19 protein-coding genes and 1 tRNA gene are annotated in these 16,754 nt (G+C 51.1%); 16 read left to right on the top strand and 4 right to left on the bottom strand.

Annotated elements, in window-relative coordinates:
• Positions 1–960, top strand: coding sequence for an isopenicillin N synthase family dioxygenase (locus IEX75_RS00100; RefSeq protein WP_188792249.1), 960 nt, complete (start codon positions 1–3; stop codon positions 958–960).
• A gap of 254 nt (positions 961–1,214) precedes the next feature.
• On the top strand, positions 1,215–1,931 hold the full coding sequence (locus tag IEX75_RS00095; protein ID WP_188792248.1) for a VIT1/CCC1 transporter family protein: 717 nt from the start codon (positions 1,215–1,217) through the stop codon (positions 1,929–1,931).
• Positions 1,932–2,039: 108 nt separating this feature from the next.
• Here IEX75_RS00095 and IEX75_RS00090 read toward each other — a convergent pair whose 3' ends face one another.
• Entirely contained in the window at positions 2,040–2,852 is an 813-nt protein-coding gene (locus tag IEX75_RS00090; protein WP_188792247.1) for an SDR family NAD(P)-dependent oxidoreductase, read from the bottom strand.
• A gap of 111 nt (positions 2,853–2,963) precedes the next feature.
• Between IEX75_RS00090 and tpiA the strand changes: the two genes are divergently transcribed.
• The 6 genes from tpiA to IEX75_RS00060 all read left to right on the top strand — a co-directional run bounded on the left by tpiA (position 2,964) and on the right by IEX75_RS00060 (position 7,009).
• Complete coding sequence (tpiA, locus tag IEX75_RS00085; protein WP_188792246.1) at positions 2,964–3,716, top strand: triose-phosphate isomerase; 753 nt, start codon at positions 2,964–2,966, stop codon at positions 3,714–3,716.
• 27 nt (positions 3,717–3,743) lie between these two features.
• Entirely contained in the window at positions 3,744–4,214 is a 471-nt protein-coding gene (gene secG / locus IEX75_RS00080) for a preprotein translocase subunit SecG (RefSeq protein ID WP_188792245.1), read from the top strand.
• 15 nt (positions 4,215–4,229) lie between these two features.
• Positions 4,230–4,314 (top strand) — tRNA-Leu (locus IEX75_RS00075).
• Between the two features lie 163 nt (positions 4,315–4,477).
• Positions 4,478–5,776, top strand: a complete 1,299-nt coding sequence (locus IEX75_RS00070) for a tyrosine-type recombinase/integrase (protein ID WP_188792244.1) — start codon at positions 4,478–4,480, stop codon at positions 5,774–5,776.
• 143 nt (positions 5,777–5,919) lie between these two features.
• Entirely contained in the window at positions 5,920–6,177 is a 258-nt protein-coding gene (locus tag IEX75_RS00065) for a helix-turn-helix transcriptional regulator (RefSeq protein WP_229720574.1), read from the top strand.
• Positions 6,178–6,397: 220 nt separating this feature from the next.
• A complete protein-coding gene (locus tag IEX75_RS00060; RefSeq protein WP_188792243.1) occupies positions 6,398–7,009 on the top strand; it encodes a hypothetical protein in 612 nt (203 codons plus the stop codon).
• Positions 7,010–7,143: 134 nt separating this feature from the next.
• Here the strand turns inward: IEX75_RS00060 and IEX75_RS00055 are convergent, their stop codons facing one another.
• Positions 7,144–7,428, bottom strand: coding sequence for a helix-turn-helix domain-containing protein (locus IEX75_RS00055; RefSeq protein WP_188792242.1), 285 nt, complete (start codon positions 7,426–7,428; stop codon positions 7,144–7,146).
• Between the two features lie 163 nt (positions 7,429–7,591).
• On the opposite strand from IEX75_RS00055, the gene IEX75_RS00050 reads away from it, so the two are divergent.
• Together IEX75_RS00050 and IEX75_RS00045 are read left to right on the top strand one after the other, a co-directional pair.
• Positions 7,592–7,834, top strand: coding sequence for a hypothetical protein (locus IEX75_RS00050; protein ID WP_188792241.1), 243 nt, complete (start codon positions 7,592–7,594; stop codon positions 7,832–7,834).
• Between the two features lie 40 nt (positions 7,835–7,874).
• Positions 7,875–8,822, top strand: a complete 948-nt coding sequence (locus tag IEX75_RS00045) for a hypothetical protein (protein ID WP_188792240.1) — start codon at positions 7,875–7,877, stop codon at positions 8,820–8,822.
• A 246-nt stretch (positions 8,823–9,068) separates the two neighbouring features.
• Here IEX75_RS00045 and IEX75_RS00040 read toward each other — a convergent pair whose 3' ends face one another.
• Together IEX75_RS00040 and IEX75_RS00035 are read right to left on the bottom strand one after the other, a co-directional pair.
• Entirely contained in the window at positions 9,069–10,037 is a 969-nt protein-coding gene (locus tag IEX75_RS00040; RefSeq protein WP_188792239.1) for a toll/interleukin-1 receptor domain-containing protein, read from the bottom strand.
• A 30-nt stretch (positions 10,038–10,067) separates the two neighbouring features.
• Positions 10,068–10,631 (bottom strand): recombinase family protein, encoded by a 564-nt coding sequence (locus IEX75_RS00035; protein ID WP_188792238.1) that lies wholly within the window; start codon positions 10,629–10,631, stop codon positions 10,068–10,070.
• A 262-nt stretch (positions 10,632–10,893) separates the two neighbouring features.
• Between IEX75_RS00035 and IEX75_RS00030 the strand changes: the two genes are divergently transcribed.
• The 6 genes from IEX75_RS00030 to IEX75_RS00005 all read left to right on the top strand — a co-directional run bounded on the left by IEX75_RS00030 (position 10,894) and on the right by IEX75_RS00005 (position 16,417).
• A complete protein-coding gene (locus IEX75_RS00030; protein WP_188792237.1) occupies positions 10,894–11,892 on the top strand; it encodes a PD-(D/E)XK nuclease domain-containing protein in 999 nt (332 codons plus the stop codon).
• A complete protein-coding gene (locus IEX75_RS00025) occupies positions 11,889–12,980 on the top strand; it encodes a hypothetical protein (protein ID WP_188792236.1) in 1,092 nt (363 codons plus the stop codon). The genes IEX75_RS00030 and IEX75_RS00025 overlap by 4 nt, the downstream gene beginning before the upstream one ends.
• Positions 12,977–13,666, top strand: a complete 690-nt coding sequence (locus tag IEX75_RS00020; protein ID WP_188792235.1) for a hypothetical protein — start codon at positions 12,977–12,979, stop codon at positions 13,664–13,666. The genes IEX75_RS00025 and IEX75_RS00020 overlap by 4 nt, the downstream gene beginning before the upstream one ends.
• A 91-nt stretch (positions 13,667–13,757) precedes the next feature.
• A complete protein-coding gene (locus IEX75_RS00015; RefSeq protein WP_188792234.1) occupies positions 13,758–15,335 on the top strand; it encodes a DUF5677 domain-containing protein in 1,578 nt (525 codons plus the stop codon).
• Between the two features lie 415 nt (positions 15,336–15,750).
• A complete protein-coding gene (locus tag IEX75_RS00010) occupies positions 15,751–16,212 on the top strand; it encodes a Tse2 family ADP-ribosyltransferase toxin (RefSeq protein ID WP_188792233.1) in 462 nt (153 codons plus the stop codon).
• A complete protein-coding gene (locus IEX75_RS00005) occupies positions 16,202–16,417 on the top strand; it encodes a hypothetical protein (protein ID WP_188792232.1) in 216 nt (71 codons plus the stop codon). The genes IEX75_RS00010 and IEX75_RS00005 overlap by 11 nt, the downstream gene beginning before the upstream one ends.
• Positions 16,418–16,754 lie beyond the last annotated feature (337 nt).

Below are 16,754 nucleotides of genomic sequence, written 5' to 3'. Positions count from 1 at the left end.
ATGGATACATCTGCCCGTACACCGGCTAAGAAGGTTCCCACCCTCGACATCCGCCGCTACGACACCGACCGCGCGGCCTTCGTCGCCGAACTGGGTGCGGCCTATCGCGAATTTGGCTTCTGCTGCATCAGCGGCCACGGCATCACGCCGCCACTGATCGATGGTGCTTACGATGCCTTCCAGCGCTTCTTCGCGCTGCCCACCGAAACCAAGATGAAATACCACGTGCCTGGTTCCGGCGGCGCGCGTGGCTACACACCTTTCAAGATCGAAACCGCCAAGGACAGCCGTCATCCAGATTTGAAAGAGTTCTGGCATATCGGCCGTGACATCGACCGCCATTCGCGCTTCGCCGACCTGATGCCGCCAAACCTGTGGCCAGCCGAAGTGCCGGGTTTTCGCCAATACAGCTACGAGCTTTACCAAGCCTTGGATCTGCTCGGCGGCCGTGTGCTGCGTGCACTGGCGCTGCACATCGATCTGCCGGAAGACTACTTCGAAGACAAGATCGACCAGGGCAATTCCATCCTGCGCCCGATCCATTACCCGCCCATCACCGAGGCAAACATCCCCAACGTGCGTGCGGGCGCCCACGAAGACATCAACTTCATCACCCTGCTGGTCGGTGCCAGCGCCGAGGGCCTGGAAGTGCTCACCCGCGAAGGCGAGTGGCTACCCATCACCACCGAAGGCGACGCCATCGTGGTGAACATCGGCGACATGCTGCAGCGCCTGACCAATCACGTGTATCCGTCCACCACCCATCGCGTGGTGAATCCGCCGAATGCGAATGCACGCAAGCCACGCTATTCGGTGCCGTACTTTCTGCATCCCAATCCGGACGTGGTGCTCGATCCGCTGCCGCAGTGCATTACTCCTGACAATCCGCGCCGCTACGACACCTCGATCAGTTCACACGAATATCTCATGCAGCGTTTGCGTGAGATCAAGCTGATCTGAGCATCACGCTTTCTACATCCACGCGACGAACTGCTCCCTCCCCTACGTGTAGTAGGGGAGGGTTGGGGTGGGGTGAAGCAACCTCGCTAGAAAGTTTGTATCTACGCATGGCCGTCATTCCCGCTTGCGCGGAAATGACGGCCATGGAGCAAATCCACGAACACACATCGCAAAAGCCAATGCGTGTACGTCTCATTGCCCCGCCCCCTGCACACAACCCGCTAAAGTCTCCCCGCTACCCGGGAGCCCACCGCATGTCCGCCACCCATCGCCACCCTCATACGGAGCGCCATTTCGCCGCCTCCGACACCGTCCGCGATATCGTGCTCGGCATGGCCGATGGCCTCACCGTACCGTTCGCCTTGGCCGCCGGCCTTTCGGCAGCCAACGTCGCCAGCCGCGTCGTCGTCGTCGCAGGCGTTGCCGAAATTGCCGCCGGTGCCATCGCCATGGGCCTGGGCGGTTACCTCGCCGCACGCAGCGAAGCCGACCACTACCACTCCGAACGCCGCCGCGAACTCCATGAAGTGCGCCATCTACAGCGCGAAGAAGAACGCGAGATCGTCGAAATCTTCAAAGGCTACGGCCTCAATCGCGCCGCCTGCGACCCCATCCTCGAACACTTCCGCAACGATCACGAAGCCTGGGTCGATTTCATGATGCGCTTCGAACTCGGCCTGGAAACCCCTGAACCCGGCCGCGCCTTGCGCAGCGCACTCACCATCGGTGGTGCTTACATCGTCGGCGGCCTTGTTCCACTGGTGCCGTACATGCTGATCGCGCAATTGAAGCCGGCGCTGCTGGTATCGATCGTGTGCACCGTTGTAGCGCTGGCGATATTCGGCGCCGCCAAGAGTCGCTTCACCGGTGTCAGCGGCTGGCGCAGCGCATTGCAGACAGTGTTGATCGGCGGCCTGGCCTCAGCCACCGCCTTCCTGCTCGCACACTGGATCGGTGGCGGCTCTCCATGACACTTGCCGATCGCGTAGGTTGGGGTGCAAACCCCAACACCGCCATCTCCCTAACGCAATGATGTTGGGGTTTGCACCCCAACCTGCATCCTCCGTGCATTCAAGAAATCACTCCGCATCCTGCGCCCGATACCGCTTCGACTGCTTCGCCGACATCCTCAACGCCATCCGATCCGGCATCAGCTTGAACAAGCTCTTCACCGTGCGATTGAACCGCCCGGTCACATGCACAGCATCGCCGCGCTCCACCGCATCAATCCCTTCCCGCACCACATCATCCGCGCGCTGCCACATAAAACCCGGCATCTTGCTCACCAACGCACGCGTACCCGTTACATCGTGAAACTCCGAGTACGTAAACCCAGGGCACAACGCACACACATTCACGCCGATGCCCAAATTCTCCAACGCCAGCGACTGCGAAAACTTGATCATGTACGCCTTGCTCGCCGCATACAGCGTATGCCCCGCGCTCCCCGGCACATGCCCTGCCAGCGAAGCCACATTCACGATGCGCCCATAACCGCGCTCGCGCATGCCACTAATCAAACGCCACGCCAATTCCGTCGGCGCCGTCACCAGCACGCGCAGAAAATCGGCATGCACTGGCCAATCGTTCTGATCGAAGCGTCCAGGCACACCATAGCCGGCGTTATTGACCAGCCAGTCCACCTGTAAACCGCGTTCGTCCAGCGCCGCGCAAAGTTGCTCGACACCGTGCGGATCAGCAAGGTCGTTAGTCAGCACCGTCGCGTTCACACCATGTTGACCGCGTAGCTCATCCGCCAAGGCTTCCAGGCGATCGGTGCGGCGCGCCGTCAGCACCACATCATGTGCACGCGCAGCAAGCGCACGGGCGAAGGCGGAGCCAATGCCGGCCGATGCACCAGTAATCAAGCTGAGTGGACGAGCTTTCGTCATGACCTATTCCTTTGCTGGATCGATATAAATAAAAATGCATTCAGCACGCGCGTTGCCGTGCCCTGGGTCGCTAGCTAAGCTTGCCAGCTTTCATTTTTAACGGATGCGGACATGCGTAAAAAACTCGTCGCCGCGAACTGGAAAATGCACGGCAGCCGCTCGATGGCAGACGGCCTGATGGAAGACATCATCAAGGCCAACATTGCCAACGACGTCGACGTGCTGATCCTGCCGCCGTATCCCTATCTGACCCAGCTGGTCGACAAATACGGCACCTCCGGCATCGGCTTCGGTGCGCAGGACGTCAGCGAGCACCAAGGGCAGGGGGCCTATACCGGCGAAGTTTCCGCCCAGATGGTGGCGGACATCGGCTGCCGCTGGGTGCTGGTCGGACATTCCGAGCGCCGGCACCACCACAGCGAAAGCAACGAGAAAGTGGCCCGCAAGTTCGCCGCCGTGCTCGCCGCCGGACTCACCCCAGTGCTGTGCGTGGGCGAGACCCTGCACCAGCGCGAAGCCGGCCAGACCATCGAGGTGATCAAGGAGCAGTTGTACGCCGTGCTCACGCTCAACGGCATCCAGGCCTTCGACACCGCGCTGATCTCCTACGAACCCGTCTGGGCCATCGGCACCGGCAAGACCGCCACCCCCGAGCAGGCGCAAGAGGTGCACGCCTTCATCCGTAGCCAATTGGCGCAAGAGGATGCTATGATCGCCCGTCTGACCCGGCTGCTTTATGGCGGCAGCGTCAAGCCGGCCAATGCTGCAGAGCTGTTTGCACAGCCGGACGTGGATGGGGGGCTAATCGGCGGTGCCTCGCTCGTTGCCTCCGAATTCCTCGCCATCTGCAACGCCGCCCGTTAAGCGACACCGAACCCAACGCGAGACCCCATGTTCGTCATCTTCAGCGTGTTCTACATCCTGATCGCTGCAGCGATGATCGTGCTGATCCTTATGCAGCGCGGTGCTGGTGCCGAGGCAGGTTCCGGCTTTGGCGCCGGTGCATCGGCCACCGTGTTCGGTGCCCGTGGTTCGGCCAACTTCCTGTCGCGCTCCACCGCCGTGCTCGCCGCGCTGTTCTTCGCGCTCAGCATCGGCATGGGCATCTACTTGAAGGCCAACGGCGGCGCCATCCGCCAGCAGCAGGCCAATAACAACCTTGGCGTGATGGCAAGTCTTGGCAACCAGCCCGCCAAACCGCAAAATGCGCAGCCCGCGGCCCAGCCGAAGGTGGAAGTGCCGGCAGCAACCCCGGCCGGCAACGGCGAAGTCCCAGCGGCGCAGCCGGCCCCGGCCAAGGCACAGCAGGGCGAAGTCCCAGCTCCCACAGCCCCGGCAGCAGCAGCAACGAGCAAGCACTAAAATTAAGCGTTATTAGCCCAGGTGGCGGAATTGGTAGACGCACTACCTTGAGGTGGTAGCGACGCAAGTCGTGGGGGTTCGAGTCCCCCCTTGGGCACCAACACTATGCTTCAGGATGTTTCTTATAGTCCCAGAAGCTCAATGAAACCCGCTACTTAGCGGGTTTTTTTGTTTCTTATAGGCTCAGGTGAATTCACGGAAGTGCAGCATTTTGTGTATGCTTTTGAGTATGTTTTTCAATTTCATACTCAAACCGGGGCCACATGCCTGAGCTTGCTCGACCACTCACCGTTACCCAGATTTCCAAAGCTAAGGGACAAAAGACTCCCTACAGACTGGCAGATGGGAACGGATTGTATTTGGAAGTCAGGCCAAGTGGCCGCAAATCTTGGCTGATCCGTTGCCGTCTTCCGAATGGCAAACAGAGTCCGGCAATCGTTATCGGACATTTTCCTGAAGACATACCAGAAACTGGTTTGTCATTAGCTGATGCTCGCACCAAAGCAATTACGCTAATTCGAGCAGTCGAAGGGGGAGAAGCTGTCAAAGGGGTCAATGCCGCCAAACGGGATCGTCGTAGTGCACGAGTGTCTGAGATAGCGGCTGCAGCCCAGCAGGCTGCTGAAGCTGAGCGATTTAGCTTCCGGACTGTGGCGACAAGATGGCTATCGGAAAAACGACCGACTTGGCAATCGGAGACTTATCGTAAAGCCCGACTTATCGTTGAGACATATCTAATTCCCAAACTTGGTGATGTAGATATGCGCACCCTTGTGACAAAGGATGTTAAGCCAGTCCTTCTTGGGATGGCATCTAAAGTACCTGTGCTTGCTAGAAAAGCGAAACAGCACGTGGGTAGCATCGTAGGTTATGCAATAGACGAGGGCATGCGTGCTGATGATGCGGTGCTGCGTCTAAACAATTTGTTGCCTAAGCATGAGGGCGGCCATCTTCCTGCTATCACAGAAAACGAAAACGAACTCAAAGAGCTTCTGAAGGCGATCGAGCGTTACGACAATCGCGTGGTCCGCGCTGCACTAACACTAACGATGTTAACTAGCCTTAGACCGGGGATCATTGCTAGTGCGCGTTGGTCCGAAATGGATTTAGCGGCGGCGGAATGGCGTGTGCCGGGCATGGAATTGGACGGTCGTAACAGGATGAAGACTGGGAAAGACTTCACTACTTCCCTGCCGAAACAGGCACTTCGCGCGCTCGAGGAAATGCGCCTGTTTACTGGTGGTACGGAATATGTGTTTCCACCGCTGGCTAGGCAGAAGACACCACATTTGGGCCGTGACTCGCTAAGCAAGGCTTTGCGAGAAATGGGATTTCGTGGCAAGCACACGACACATGGCTTCCGGGCAACCTTACGTAGCATGGGCAGGGAACGCTTGAATTATGAGCTCGACATGTTGGAACAGCAGCTGGCTCATGCGCCCAAAGATCAGGTTCAAGCCGCTTATGCGCGGGTGAAGTTCAAAGAGCAGCGACGTCAAAAAATGCAGGAATGGGCAGATCACCTTGATCGCTTAAGGGACGAAGATCATTCTAAAGAATAGTGCTGGAGAGCTCTGAATTTTTAAAATAAATAAAACATGAATGACAATTATAATAATAACTTTAGTATCTTAAATTAACAAATGCTATTGCGTGAGTAATAAGACAAGATGAAAATGGCCTCACATTTTAGGAGATCATCATCGTGTCAAAAATCGAAGAATCGAATTCAGTAAGTTTGCTGCGAATGGCTGACGTCGTTAAGAAGACTAGTCTTTCTCGTTCGACCGTCGGAAGACTAATGGCTAAAGGGCATTTTCCGAAGCCTATTAAGATTTCGGGAGTTATGACGCGCTGGTTAAGTTGCGACGTTGACTCTTGGATATTCGAACTTGCTGAAGTTTCCAGCAAGGAAGGCAAATGGAAGGGAGGGGTAGCGGTCGAAAAACAATCGATCACTTGAATGGAATTGTGGCTGCCAAATTTGCCCAACTTCCACAGCTGCAATAGCACTTGGCTTTAGCGCTGCTAAATATAGATCGCAGAGGCAATGAGCCAGTGGTCCCACTGACGAAGAGTTGAGCGTCGAAAACACTATATTTCTTGACTGGCAGGGCTTATCGCTCTGGATCAGATTGGAGAAGTATTAAAAATATAAACAATAAAAAAGTGAATTAAATTTTATGAATAGAAATAAATTTATTATTAATCAAAATATTCCATACTATGACCATGATTATGAGGATATACGTCGATACCAAGACTATGAACAGATAAATCCAAGAATAATTAAAATTCAGAAGCAGCTTATAAAGAATGATATAGCGTATTTTGGAACTCTATCTTTTCAATATGATATTGAACCATGCGAGGCACGCAGAGTTGCATCTATTCACTGGAGAAAGGTTCAAAAATACGTATTAGGTAGAAATTGGATCAAGAAAGGTGTTCCGCCTTTGACGGGTTTACTAGTGATGGAAACCCACCCAATCTACAATAAGATGACTACGCAAAAGTTTAGTGGATGCCACTTTCATCATTTGATCTATAGCCATCCTAAGCTGCCGGACAATCAGTACATGGCCGCCGCTGAGCTCAATCAAGCATTTGCTCACGCGGCTCGTGGACTGACTCATAAGAACAAAAGATGGCAGCTCGTAAGCAGATACGGGACAAGAGTTCTTTCCGTAGAGAATATCGTGGGCATCTGTGGCTATGCAGCCAAGGAAGCATGGCATTTTCAATGGAAGTGGGAAGATCGCATCAGCTATCTCTGTAAGGATGGCGTGGTTTGATGTCTAGGGCAATGCGTACCCTGTAAATTTTCGCGTGCTTAAAGCTAAGAGCCCTTGTGACTCAAGGGTTCTCAGTTGCTCTTTGAAAATATATTTTTATAGATGTCGATCAGCTCGGGGATGCTGCCTGATCATCACATTGACAATTTTTTTGGCACAGTCTTGTTTCTGTGCTCGCGATGTCGTTGTGCAACATAGTCCCTGAGCCAATCCTCTAGCTTGATATCGAGTGCCTCCAGCATCTCAATTAGTTCGACGACATCCAACCTGCGCTCGCCTCGCTCAACCTTAGAGATGAAGGTCTGAGTTGTGTCCAATCTGCTCGCAAGTTCTGTTTGAGCCACCTTACCGGATTCCCGTGTGGCTTTAAGCATTGTCAATAGAAGCTGATAGTCGGGATGGTGAGTAGAGCCGGCCATCGTGCGTATCCGAGGTAAACCCGGATGGCATGCTGAAGTTGGTTTTGGTATAGTCCAAAAATGACTAGTCCATATTGAACTTATTTGGATGGGGTGCGTTACCGCGAATGCGGTCTAAATCTCGCCTCGATCCATTGACTACAAACAAACAGGGGAGACGGATATGGATTCTCTTTTTGGTCGGCTGATGACGCTGTGGGCGTTGTACAGGCTAAGTGGGCCGGGCGTCATGGTGATTCTGCTGGCTGGTATCGGCTGGGTCGTAGAAGGATATTTGGGCTGGTTTGCCTTAGCCCTGTACATCGCACTTCTCATTGCACTCGCATTTGCCGTTATGCACGCGCTGATCCATCTGATCAACAAAAATTCCAAATTTTTGGGCAACAAGCCACTTGATTCGGATTGAAACCTACTCGCAATCCGAACATCAAACAGGGGATTTCGAAATGCGTAAGCCGTTCAAAATTATGCTTGGCATCATTGTAGCGTTCGCATGCTTAGGCGGCGTCCTAAGTTTTACCCAAAGCAAACCAAGCGCTGATGATCCGGCCAGTTCACAAGCTGCGGCCAAATTAGATGCGCCAAGCGACCACGGGAACCAAACGAATGACGAGATCAAAAGGCAGGTAATAACGTGGGTAGCAGGAAGGACGAATTTCGATACAAACGATATCGTCAGCTACGACGCAACTGTAATACGCAAAGATGATACGAACAAAAAGAATAGCTATGAAGTCGATGGATCGTTTGAAGTGAAGACAGACAAACCTTCGAATGTGTACGAATCCGCAAATGCAATTGTTGGAGCAAATCGCTGTGCAGTTGGCGATCAGGCTTCATGCGGAAATCAGTTTCATCATACCGTTTACTTCAAAACGCAGGCCGTTGTGTTCGAACACGTAGATGGAACCAATGGCTTAGATGTTGATGGCCAAACCAGCGTAGATAAATCGTTCGATGTACTTGCAGCGGAAGCGCAAAAGCGGAAAGCAGACCAGCAAGCGGAAACAGCTACGGGATACGTTGTGGTCACGCCAATCGCGTATAGCAAAGGCCAAGGTGAACCTCCGACCAACCTTTGCAACATTACTTTGCGAATCGATAACCAGACCAACAAAAACTTGGGCGGTGTCAGTGCAGGTGTAGCTTTAGTGGACGGTCAAAACATGCAAATAGGAGGTGGTGGCTCATTTAAGATTGATAGCTTACCGAGTTCGTCCCAGAAGATTGTCGAAGTGGACTATTTGGGCTGCCCCGATAAAGGCGGCGTTGCCAACTGGAAGTTGGATGGCTTGCAAGGATATGAAGGAGATGGCCTTCATGAGGTCGCACCCGCTATTTTCTCGATTTCGTACCCGAACTGGAGTGCGGTCGTAAACACTTTGCGTGAGTGAACGCTGAAAGGGTGGCTTGGTCCACAATCCGATATGGAAAGCAGGCATTTCCTATGATGCAAGGAAAAACCTGCTTTCCGAAACCAAGTTTGGCTTTTTCGTCGACTACTTTTTAAAAGGTTCTCGCCAAATCTGTACAAGGCCACATTTGCCCGGGCGCGCGCACCACTTGGATAGCGAACCGAGCTAAGGGGATCGCCACTGACCCTCGAATCTCGTCGCTAACTTGGTTGATATCGGTGGGCACTAAGTCCGGCTGCTGGGACTGGACTCAAGTGACTTTTCACCTTTACGGTCTTCGTCAGAAAATTCTTCGTGCAGCATGAATTCGATATCTCGAAACAGCGATGGCCGAATCATTTTATCGTCGACATCCAGTTCTTCTATAAATGGACTATGCCGCACAGCTTCGATCGCGCGAAGAAATCTATGGACTGCCTTACTGGCTGCGCTGCGATTGCCACCAGAGGCATGCCGGTAGGCATCAACCCCAATTTCGTATAACCACGGAATATCTTCACGAAAGATACTCGCGATCATCAAGATTGAGATTGGGTCACCTCTTTTTTCAGAGAACATATGGGAAAACTCGCGGAGCATCATGGGGTGCATCCGCTTGCGCCTTCTAAGTTGTCTTGGTTCGTCTGGACTCTCTCTTAAGCGAGACTCCATCGTCCGGACGGTTCCGACTAATTCTTCCAGCACTTCAGATTGCGTCCTCGTTTGTCTCACGGGATCACTAGGCTTGGGTATGTCGGATATCTTTTTATCTAAGTCTGGCCACAGGGCTTCGAAAAGCTGCTTGTACCGCTCATCCGTGGGATTGGCGGCACTTTGGTTGATGGATTGTATAGTTTCAAGCAGTCCATTCTTTTCACACTTCTTCGCTTGAAATTGAGCAAGAGGTCCGCTGATGTCGCGGAAGTCGAGATCGAGAAGAAGGGGTATGACGCGGCCACCTTCTAAAGATTTAGCCAACGCACCCGCTTCAAAAAGTACCCATGGAGAATTTAAATTTTCCCGGGTGACACAGAGAATTCCAAAGTTGCATGCTTCTAACTCTTTGGCGACCGCATCGGCCCATCTCTGCCCGGCTTCAATGTCTGCCTCGGAAAGCCAAGGATCAGCGTAATGTAGGACCAGTGGAAACCACTCTTTGAGTGCAAGCGCTAATGCCTTGCTTCTTTCACCACTCCAACTAATGAAGAGTTTCATACGTCCCCTGTGGTCGTGATCGAGACATTGCTAAGGCAGTTTTAAAGCACGATACACGGTAGCCACACCAACATTAAACCGCTCGGCAATCTGCGGAACCGAAAAGCTCTCTTCTTCGCGCAGTGTTTTAATTCGCCCAACCTGCTCAGGTGTGAGGGCATGCTTCCGGCCAAATTGCACACCCTTGATCCGGGCCTTGGCGATCCCGTCCATTTGCCGCTCAGCACGGATATCGTTTTCGAACTCCGCAAAGCTGGCTAACAGGCTGAACATCAACTTCCCTTCCGACGTGCTTGTATCAATGGCCTGATCCAAAACCTTCAGGGTCACACTCTTCTGGCGAAGCTGGTCAGCAATCTTGGCCAGATCGAGTACAGAACGGGCCATACGGTCCAGCTTGGTGATGGCTAGCGTATCTCCCTCCCGTAGGAAGGTAAGGCAAGCCTGAAGCTCTGGGCGGCCGTCCGCTTGCCTGCCGGATCGCTTCTCGGCAAAGACCTTGGTGCAACGATATGCCTTCAGCTTATCGAGCTGAACGTCCAGACTTTGGCCGGTGGAGCTGACACGGGCATAGCCCACGATAGCGGCTGACATTATCAAATCTCCTTAGAGAATTTTATAATATCATTATGATATGAGATTTGATAGACCTCTTTAAGGATTCCGGAAGGTATACGTTCTGAGGGGCTCAGCCTCTCCGACCATTGCGGCAATACCGTCTAAAATTGGCTTCTCTGGTACGTTTCGTGCTTCCAAAATGGTCGGGCCTTGGAAATGCTGGAGGCCCATCGGATGGCTGATCTCCAATCTTCAGAGGCAGCAAAGGTCGTGCAGGCAACATACAAGGGAACGTCGAGTGGCTGAGACCATAAATATTTCAGAGATCGCCGCGAAGTTATCTCACGATATCTTTCGGCACTTCCATTGGGAAAAAAATCACAAGCATGACGATAATTTCCCGTGCTGTAACGATGCACATCTAAAGGGCGGCAAAAGTAAAAAGAAAAAAGATACCCACCCGGGTGACGTCGTTTTTCACTACATAGATCCGTATCTTGGAAAGCGGATTTATCTTCACACGGATCTAAAAAGTTACAAAGCGGAATCCATCTCCGCTACTGCGCTCAGGGGCGCCTTGAAGTCACTCGCATTGACGACCGAATGTGCGCGAGAGTCTGCTGACTGGCGTGCGAAATATGTTATGGATGATACGGAGTCTTATGAAGTTCGTGGAATGTTATTTGTCCATAATCATGATTACCAATATGGCAAGTCCTTTTATGAAGAAATAAAGAAAGTTGACTTAGGGACTCTTCCGTTAGCGGCCAATCTCGTCCTTCACTTTTTAGGGCCTCTAGATATTCAACGGCTCTACAACGTTGCTAACGATTTAATTCGTCTCAAAGGAGAGGATGAACTGCCAAAGGATTACTCATTCTACTACCCTGACTTGAAAATGTTGCGTAGGCAGGGGGACGTGTGGGGGCAGCCCGCGACTATTGAGACGATGTCAGGGCCGTTTATCGTTATAAAGCACAAAAAAGCTGATAAGTGTGGTCAGGGCTACCTCATCTATTACAACCGAAAAGGTGATTCCGTAGAGGAATTTGAGTATCTATTGGATTGTCTTTCGCACTATCAGATGCTCGATTCAGGGGAAACGTTACGTATTCGCGTCACAAGTGCCGACGCGCACAGTGATCTGAAGAGCATCTTTGAAAAAGCTAAGACTAGGTACGCTAAAGCTTGGGGGTTTGCGCCAGAGCGAAGTGAGATCCTCGATCAAATCCAAATAGACCGAATTGCGAGTGTGGCAACTACATACAATCCCGGCGATATAGGGTGGCGTAAATGAAAAAGCCTGCTTATGGACCATCACTGTACTACGCAACTGACAAAAATATATTCGATGCTCTAAACGAGCACAAAGTTGATTTGCCGACAATCATTGAGTTGTTTGAGCATCGGAACATTGTCGTAAGCAAGAAGACTGACAGGGTGGATCTTGCGAGATATTTTTCGAGACTCACGCATGACTATCACGATAACCAAAGTATTGCAGCACGTCTAGGCGTGGCTTCTCGTCGAGAGCGCATTACCTCAATGGCAGTCAATGGCATTGCGGGGATTGATGATATTACGAAAGCAATCGAGCAAATGAAGGCTGAGATGGAGTCGGTCGGGGATGTAGTTACTGTTACTCGAGCGGGCGAAAATCTATCTGTCAACATTCACTACACGAAGGTTGACTACAAAAGGAACGAGTTTAATCAGTTGCAAGTACGTGATGGAACAGTCGACTTCGTTAGGTCGGGAGATCGCTACATCGTACGTAATACGCAAAACGATTATGTCAACGCGATAAGGGACATGGTCCTCGAGCGAGTCGAAAAAAATACTGGCCAAGGTGTTTCCAAGGATGAAATATCTTTGTTCGATGTTCCGTTCCATAAACAGAGGACCAAGTTTTTCTTGGAATTAATGAATAGTCTTCCAGACTACTCAAGGCGTGATGTGACGGACGTTTACACGTTTAAACCTAAGCCTGATCCCGACGACGAAGCTGAAGACGATATCGACACACACGTAGAGAGGGTTGCCCTACGTGGCAATGGAGTAACGCGGTCTGAAATCTTGAATGGCCTTTTGGATGATAGGCAGTATTACATCTGTAGGGTTGGCTGGGCGACCGCGGAGTTGAAGGGAATCGGGAACGTTTACGACATCGAAGCTATGTTTGCTGAGCCAAAGGATTGCACCGGATTCTCATTTCTTTTGCGAGGGGTGTATCCAATGGAGGACGGAAAAGTTTCGTCACGCAAACGAACGCCATTGCGTGCGGAAGTTGAACGAATTTCCTCTGTTGTCGAGGACAAGGCGCGGGAATTGATGGAAGGTTTCAGAAAAGAAATTTCAAAACAAACTGAAGGTGACGAGACATGAGTACCACTTACAGGTGGTACCGGGTTGGCCTTCCGAAGAAGGGCGTGGGCATAGTTAAGTTATTGAGCAAGTATCCACTACTTGCAGAGTCTGAGTTTGGCTTTACTCCGCTCGAAGATGATGGGCAAATCCAAAAGCTTCGCTTCCTATGGCGGACTAAGGTTGTTGTTACGCGCATCAGTGATGAAGGCGTTCCATTTAATGAGGAATTTGCTAGCGTCAATTTCCTTGATTTTGCGATAATTTTTCGCGATGTGCGAAGCTACTTCAGACTTGAAAATCCCGGCCACGGCGGGAAGCATCTTTTTAATGCCATTGAGACGATATCTGGCCTAGATTTTACATGCGAACCAATGAAGTTTCAGTTTTCTAATCCAGCTGAAATTTTTGGCGGCGTTGAGTCTGCGAAGCTAACGGGCTTGTCGGTATCTGGCGCTGTTGTGACTCAAGATCTGGTAGCTAGGCTGGAATTTGCCTCGAAGCAAGGGATGGATGTCGAAAAGATTAGATGGTTAAAAGGTGTGGAATACAGAATTGATTCTTCTGCTTTTGAGGTTACGTATCGTGGCCTCAAAGGTCACGTTACCCTTTCATCTGGTGGAACGATGAAGGTATCTGGAGCGTTGAGCCCAAGGCTTGTAACACAGGTCGAGAAATATCTCACCGGCACAAAGCGTCGGTCTTAAGCTTAGGAAGGTTTAAGGTGTTGACAACGGATCTTCATGTCAATGCTGGCTGTTTGTCCCGTCTACTTAGACAAATTGCGGAAGCGTTCCAATGTCCAAGTCGAAAAATCAGCGCGGTAGGAAAAAGCAATCTCGCAAGTCTTACGCCAACTATAATATCAGCGGTATCGAGCAACATCAGCGTCATGGAAGTAAGCTGATTCCACCATTAAACAAGTTACCTAATTTCCACATGTCTTCATGGTCAGATGATCATATGCCGGAAATGCTTTGGGCCGTCTTGCTTACAGGGGTGATGGACCGTGATGACTATCTCGCATGCTTTCGACGGATAGCACATCTATGCATAGAGTGGTTTAAAGTAGATGGCGAGAAGAGGCTGACGCCAAATCGATCTGAGGCGGAATATGATGAAGCTCCGCCAAATCTACCTGTTGTCGACCACACTATGTTGGCGCAAATACCACTAGATCGGTTCAATGGATTCTTCGACCTTATTGTTGAACATCCTCTTGCTTATGCAGCGCTAAGGCCTCTTACTCTCATTGACTCTCTGCCCGGAATAGATCGTTGGAAGCAGCGGTTAACGGTGGAGGCGGATAAGGACGATTGGAAGACGCTTGGGCGAGCATTGGCAGGGGTGCTCGACCATCAATCCCAAGCATCCACAGACATTCGCTGGTTCAAAGTTATCATTCCAGCGATTTCCGGCCGACTCGTATTCCCACCCGGAAGTCAGGGTGAAATTGAATCGTTGAGGTTGTACCCCAACCACGGAGACCTTCGTAAAGTGCGTCCATCGATACGTGCGATGGAGCAGGCTTTTCGTCGTGACTCTCCGACTCACTGGGTTCAATCGTTCTGGGACGAGGCCTTTAAGAAAACTCAGTGCATCGACCCTAACGATGATGGATATACAATTACTCCATCGAAGATAGATGAGGACTCACTATATCGAGCTCGGCAAAGTCTTATCATGCGTTGTGAAGCTAACCTCAATTCGAATCGAATTGATGCTCGACTCGACACAGCATTTGGACTTGTATTGTATGCGTTAGCAATTGCCGAAGAAGTTCGCTTCAGTCTCCTGCATTTTCGCATTACTGGAAGGATGGCGTTGCGGTCACTCGTGGAAGCTTTCGTTACATTGAAATATTTGTTTGCCAAAGATGACGAAAGCCTTTGGAAGTCCTACCGCGTCTATGGAGCGGGTCAGGCAAAATTGGCATTCTTAAAAATTCAAGAAGCAGAGGGCGAGTTGCCTGATTTTCTTGATCAAGACGCCCTTTACAGCATTGCTAACGAAGACGCTTGGCAGGAATTTTTAAATATTGATGTGGGTCACTGGGCCAGCAGCAATCTTAGAAAACTAGCGACCGAGAGCGGATGCAAGGATATCTATGACAAATATTACGATTGGTCATCGGGATTTGTGCATGGGCATTGGGCTGCGGTCCGCGACACGAATTTTGTGACTTGCCACAATCCACTTCACCGGCTGCATCGAATCCCGCGATTGTATGCGAGGAGCCTGAATTCAGTGGATGGCGACGTTGTATCTCTCATAAATGAGATGCTCAGTTCTCTAGATGAAAAATACCCAGCTGAAGGTAGCTTGGACAAAGTGCAGCTGCAGGTCGAAGGAGAGGGTGAGGCGGCTGATCTTTAAGATGTACTTGCAATGTGAGTACCCAATGGGGACTCGCATTGGAGCAAGCGGCATGCGTTGCGATGAGTGATCTAAGACCGCCAAGAGCGGATTTGGTGGATTCCATGTCTAAGTTGTGTATGATCTTGTGTATGTTTTTTGGCCTGTTCGAAATATTTTGCAATAAAATCAATAACTTGTTTGATAAGTATGGTCTCCCCTTGGCACCAATCGAAGGCTACGGAAGTCCTGGTACAGGATTCGGTAGTGAAGAAAAGAAGAACCCGCCGATTGGCGGGTTTTTTTATGCCTGAAAAAGCCAGCGCTGGCTCTGTAGCTCAAGAGTGATCCTGGCCACTTTGTTACTAGTTCAAGGGGTATATATTCGGCACGCAGCATTGCGCCGGTCACTTAAACCTTAGGACAGAGGTAAGTCATGAAGAACATCGAAGTTCTACAAGACGTATTGATCGAAACCAACCAGATAGAACGATTTTTTGGTGGCGTAGTACCCGTTGATCTATGGCGAGCCAGAAAGGTTTCTTCGCAAGAGGGCTTGTTCGCTCCTGTTGAACAAGAAGTTCAACGCATGCGCGGAGCACCAAGAAAACCGGATATAACTATCGAAGATGGTTGGGTACGAGTGAGGAACTTTCCTAGAGGGATAAGTACATTTGATAAGCCGAACCTATTCAAGGGGGCATGGAATTACTACAAGATTCCTGCAGGCACGGTTCTTCCAGAAGGATTGGTGATAGTTCGCGATTACTACAATTCGAATTACGATGCGACCCATCACACGATTGCACCTGCGTACGACATGCCTTTGGAGCGTTTTAAAGCGCTGCTCGCTGCGCTGGCAAAGCTTTTAGAAAAGGATGTTTCATATGGAAATTGATAGTTCTTGGCTACCGACGCTTCTCTGCGCGTTGAATGATGGTATCAAGTACAACGACCGCCTTAAGCATAGTGAGACGGTAAAAGATCCAGAGGACATAGAGGAGTGGATACTCCAAATGCTTCAGTTCAAACAATATCTACGCGAGCAGTTGAGCGGCGAGCCAAAGTTGCTTGAGCAATATGGCGAGTATCTGCGCGACTGACTGAAGGGATGACGAGCTAGAGTGCTTTTTCGTTTGAAAAACACTCTGGCTCCTTCGCAAAAGCGGGATGCACTGGCAAGTTCTCGCCAAAGGTGACCAAGTGACTGACTATTTGTGAAAAGGAGCGAGTGTTTTAACGGCGTTGATGGCGCCATAGCACGGCAGAGTGCTCGGTAAAGTCAAGGAAGTTGGTCACTTGGTCACTTGCGATATGAAGTCATTGTGGCCCAAGGGCGACGTCCCCCCGCCTTGAGTAGCGGGATGCTTTGGAGCCCGTTGTCACTTTAACTGCTTTGCGTAGTCCGCGGGCGTCAGCCCGCCCAGCGCCTTCTTAGGT

This window comes from Dyella nitratireducens (assembly GCF_014642835.1).
Taxonomy (GTDB): domain Bacteria; phylum Pseudomonadota; class Gammaproteobacteria; order Xanthomonadales; family Rhodanobacteraceae; genus Dyella_B; species Dyella_B nitratireducens.
Note: the sequence above shows the minus strand (reverse complement) of the source record. Positions and strands in the feature narration are given on the sequence as shown.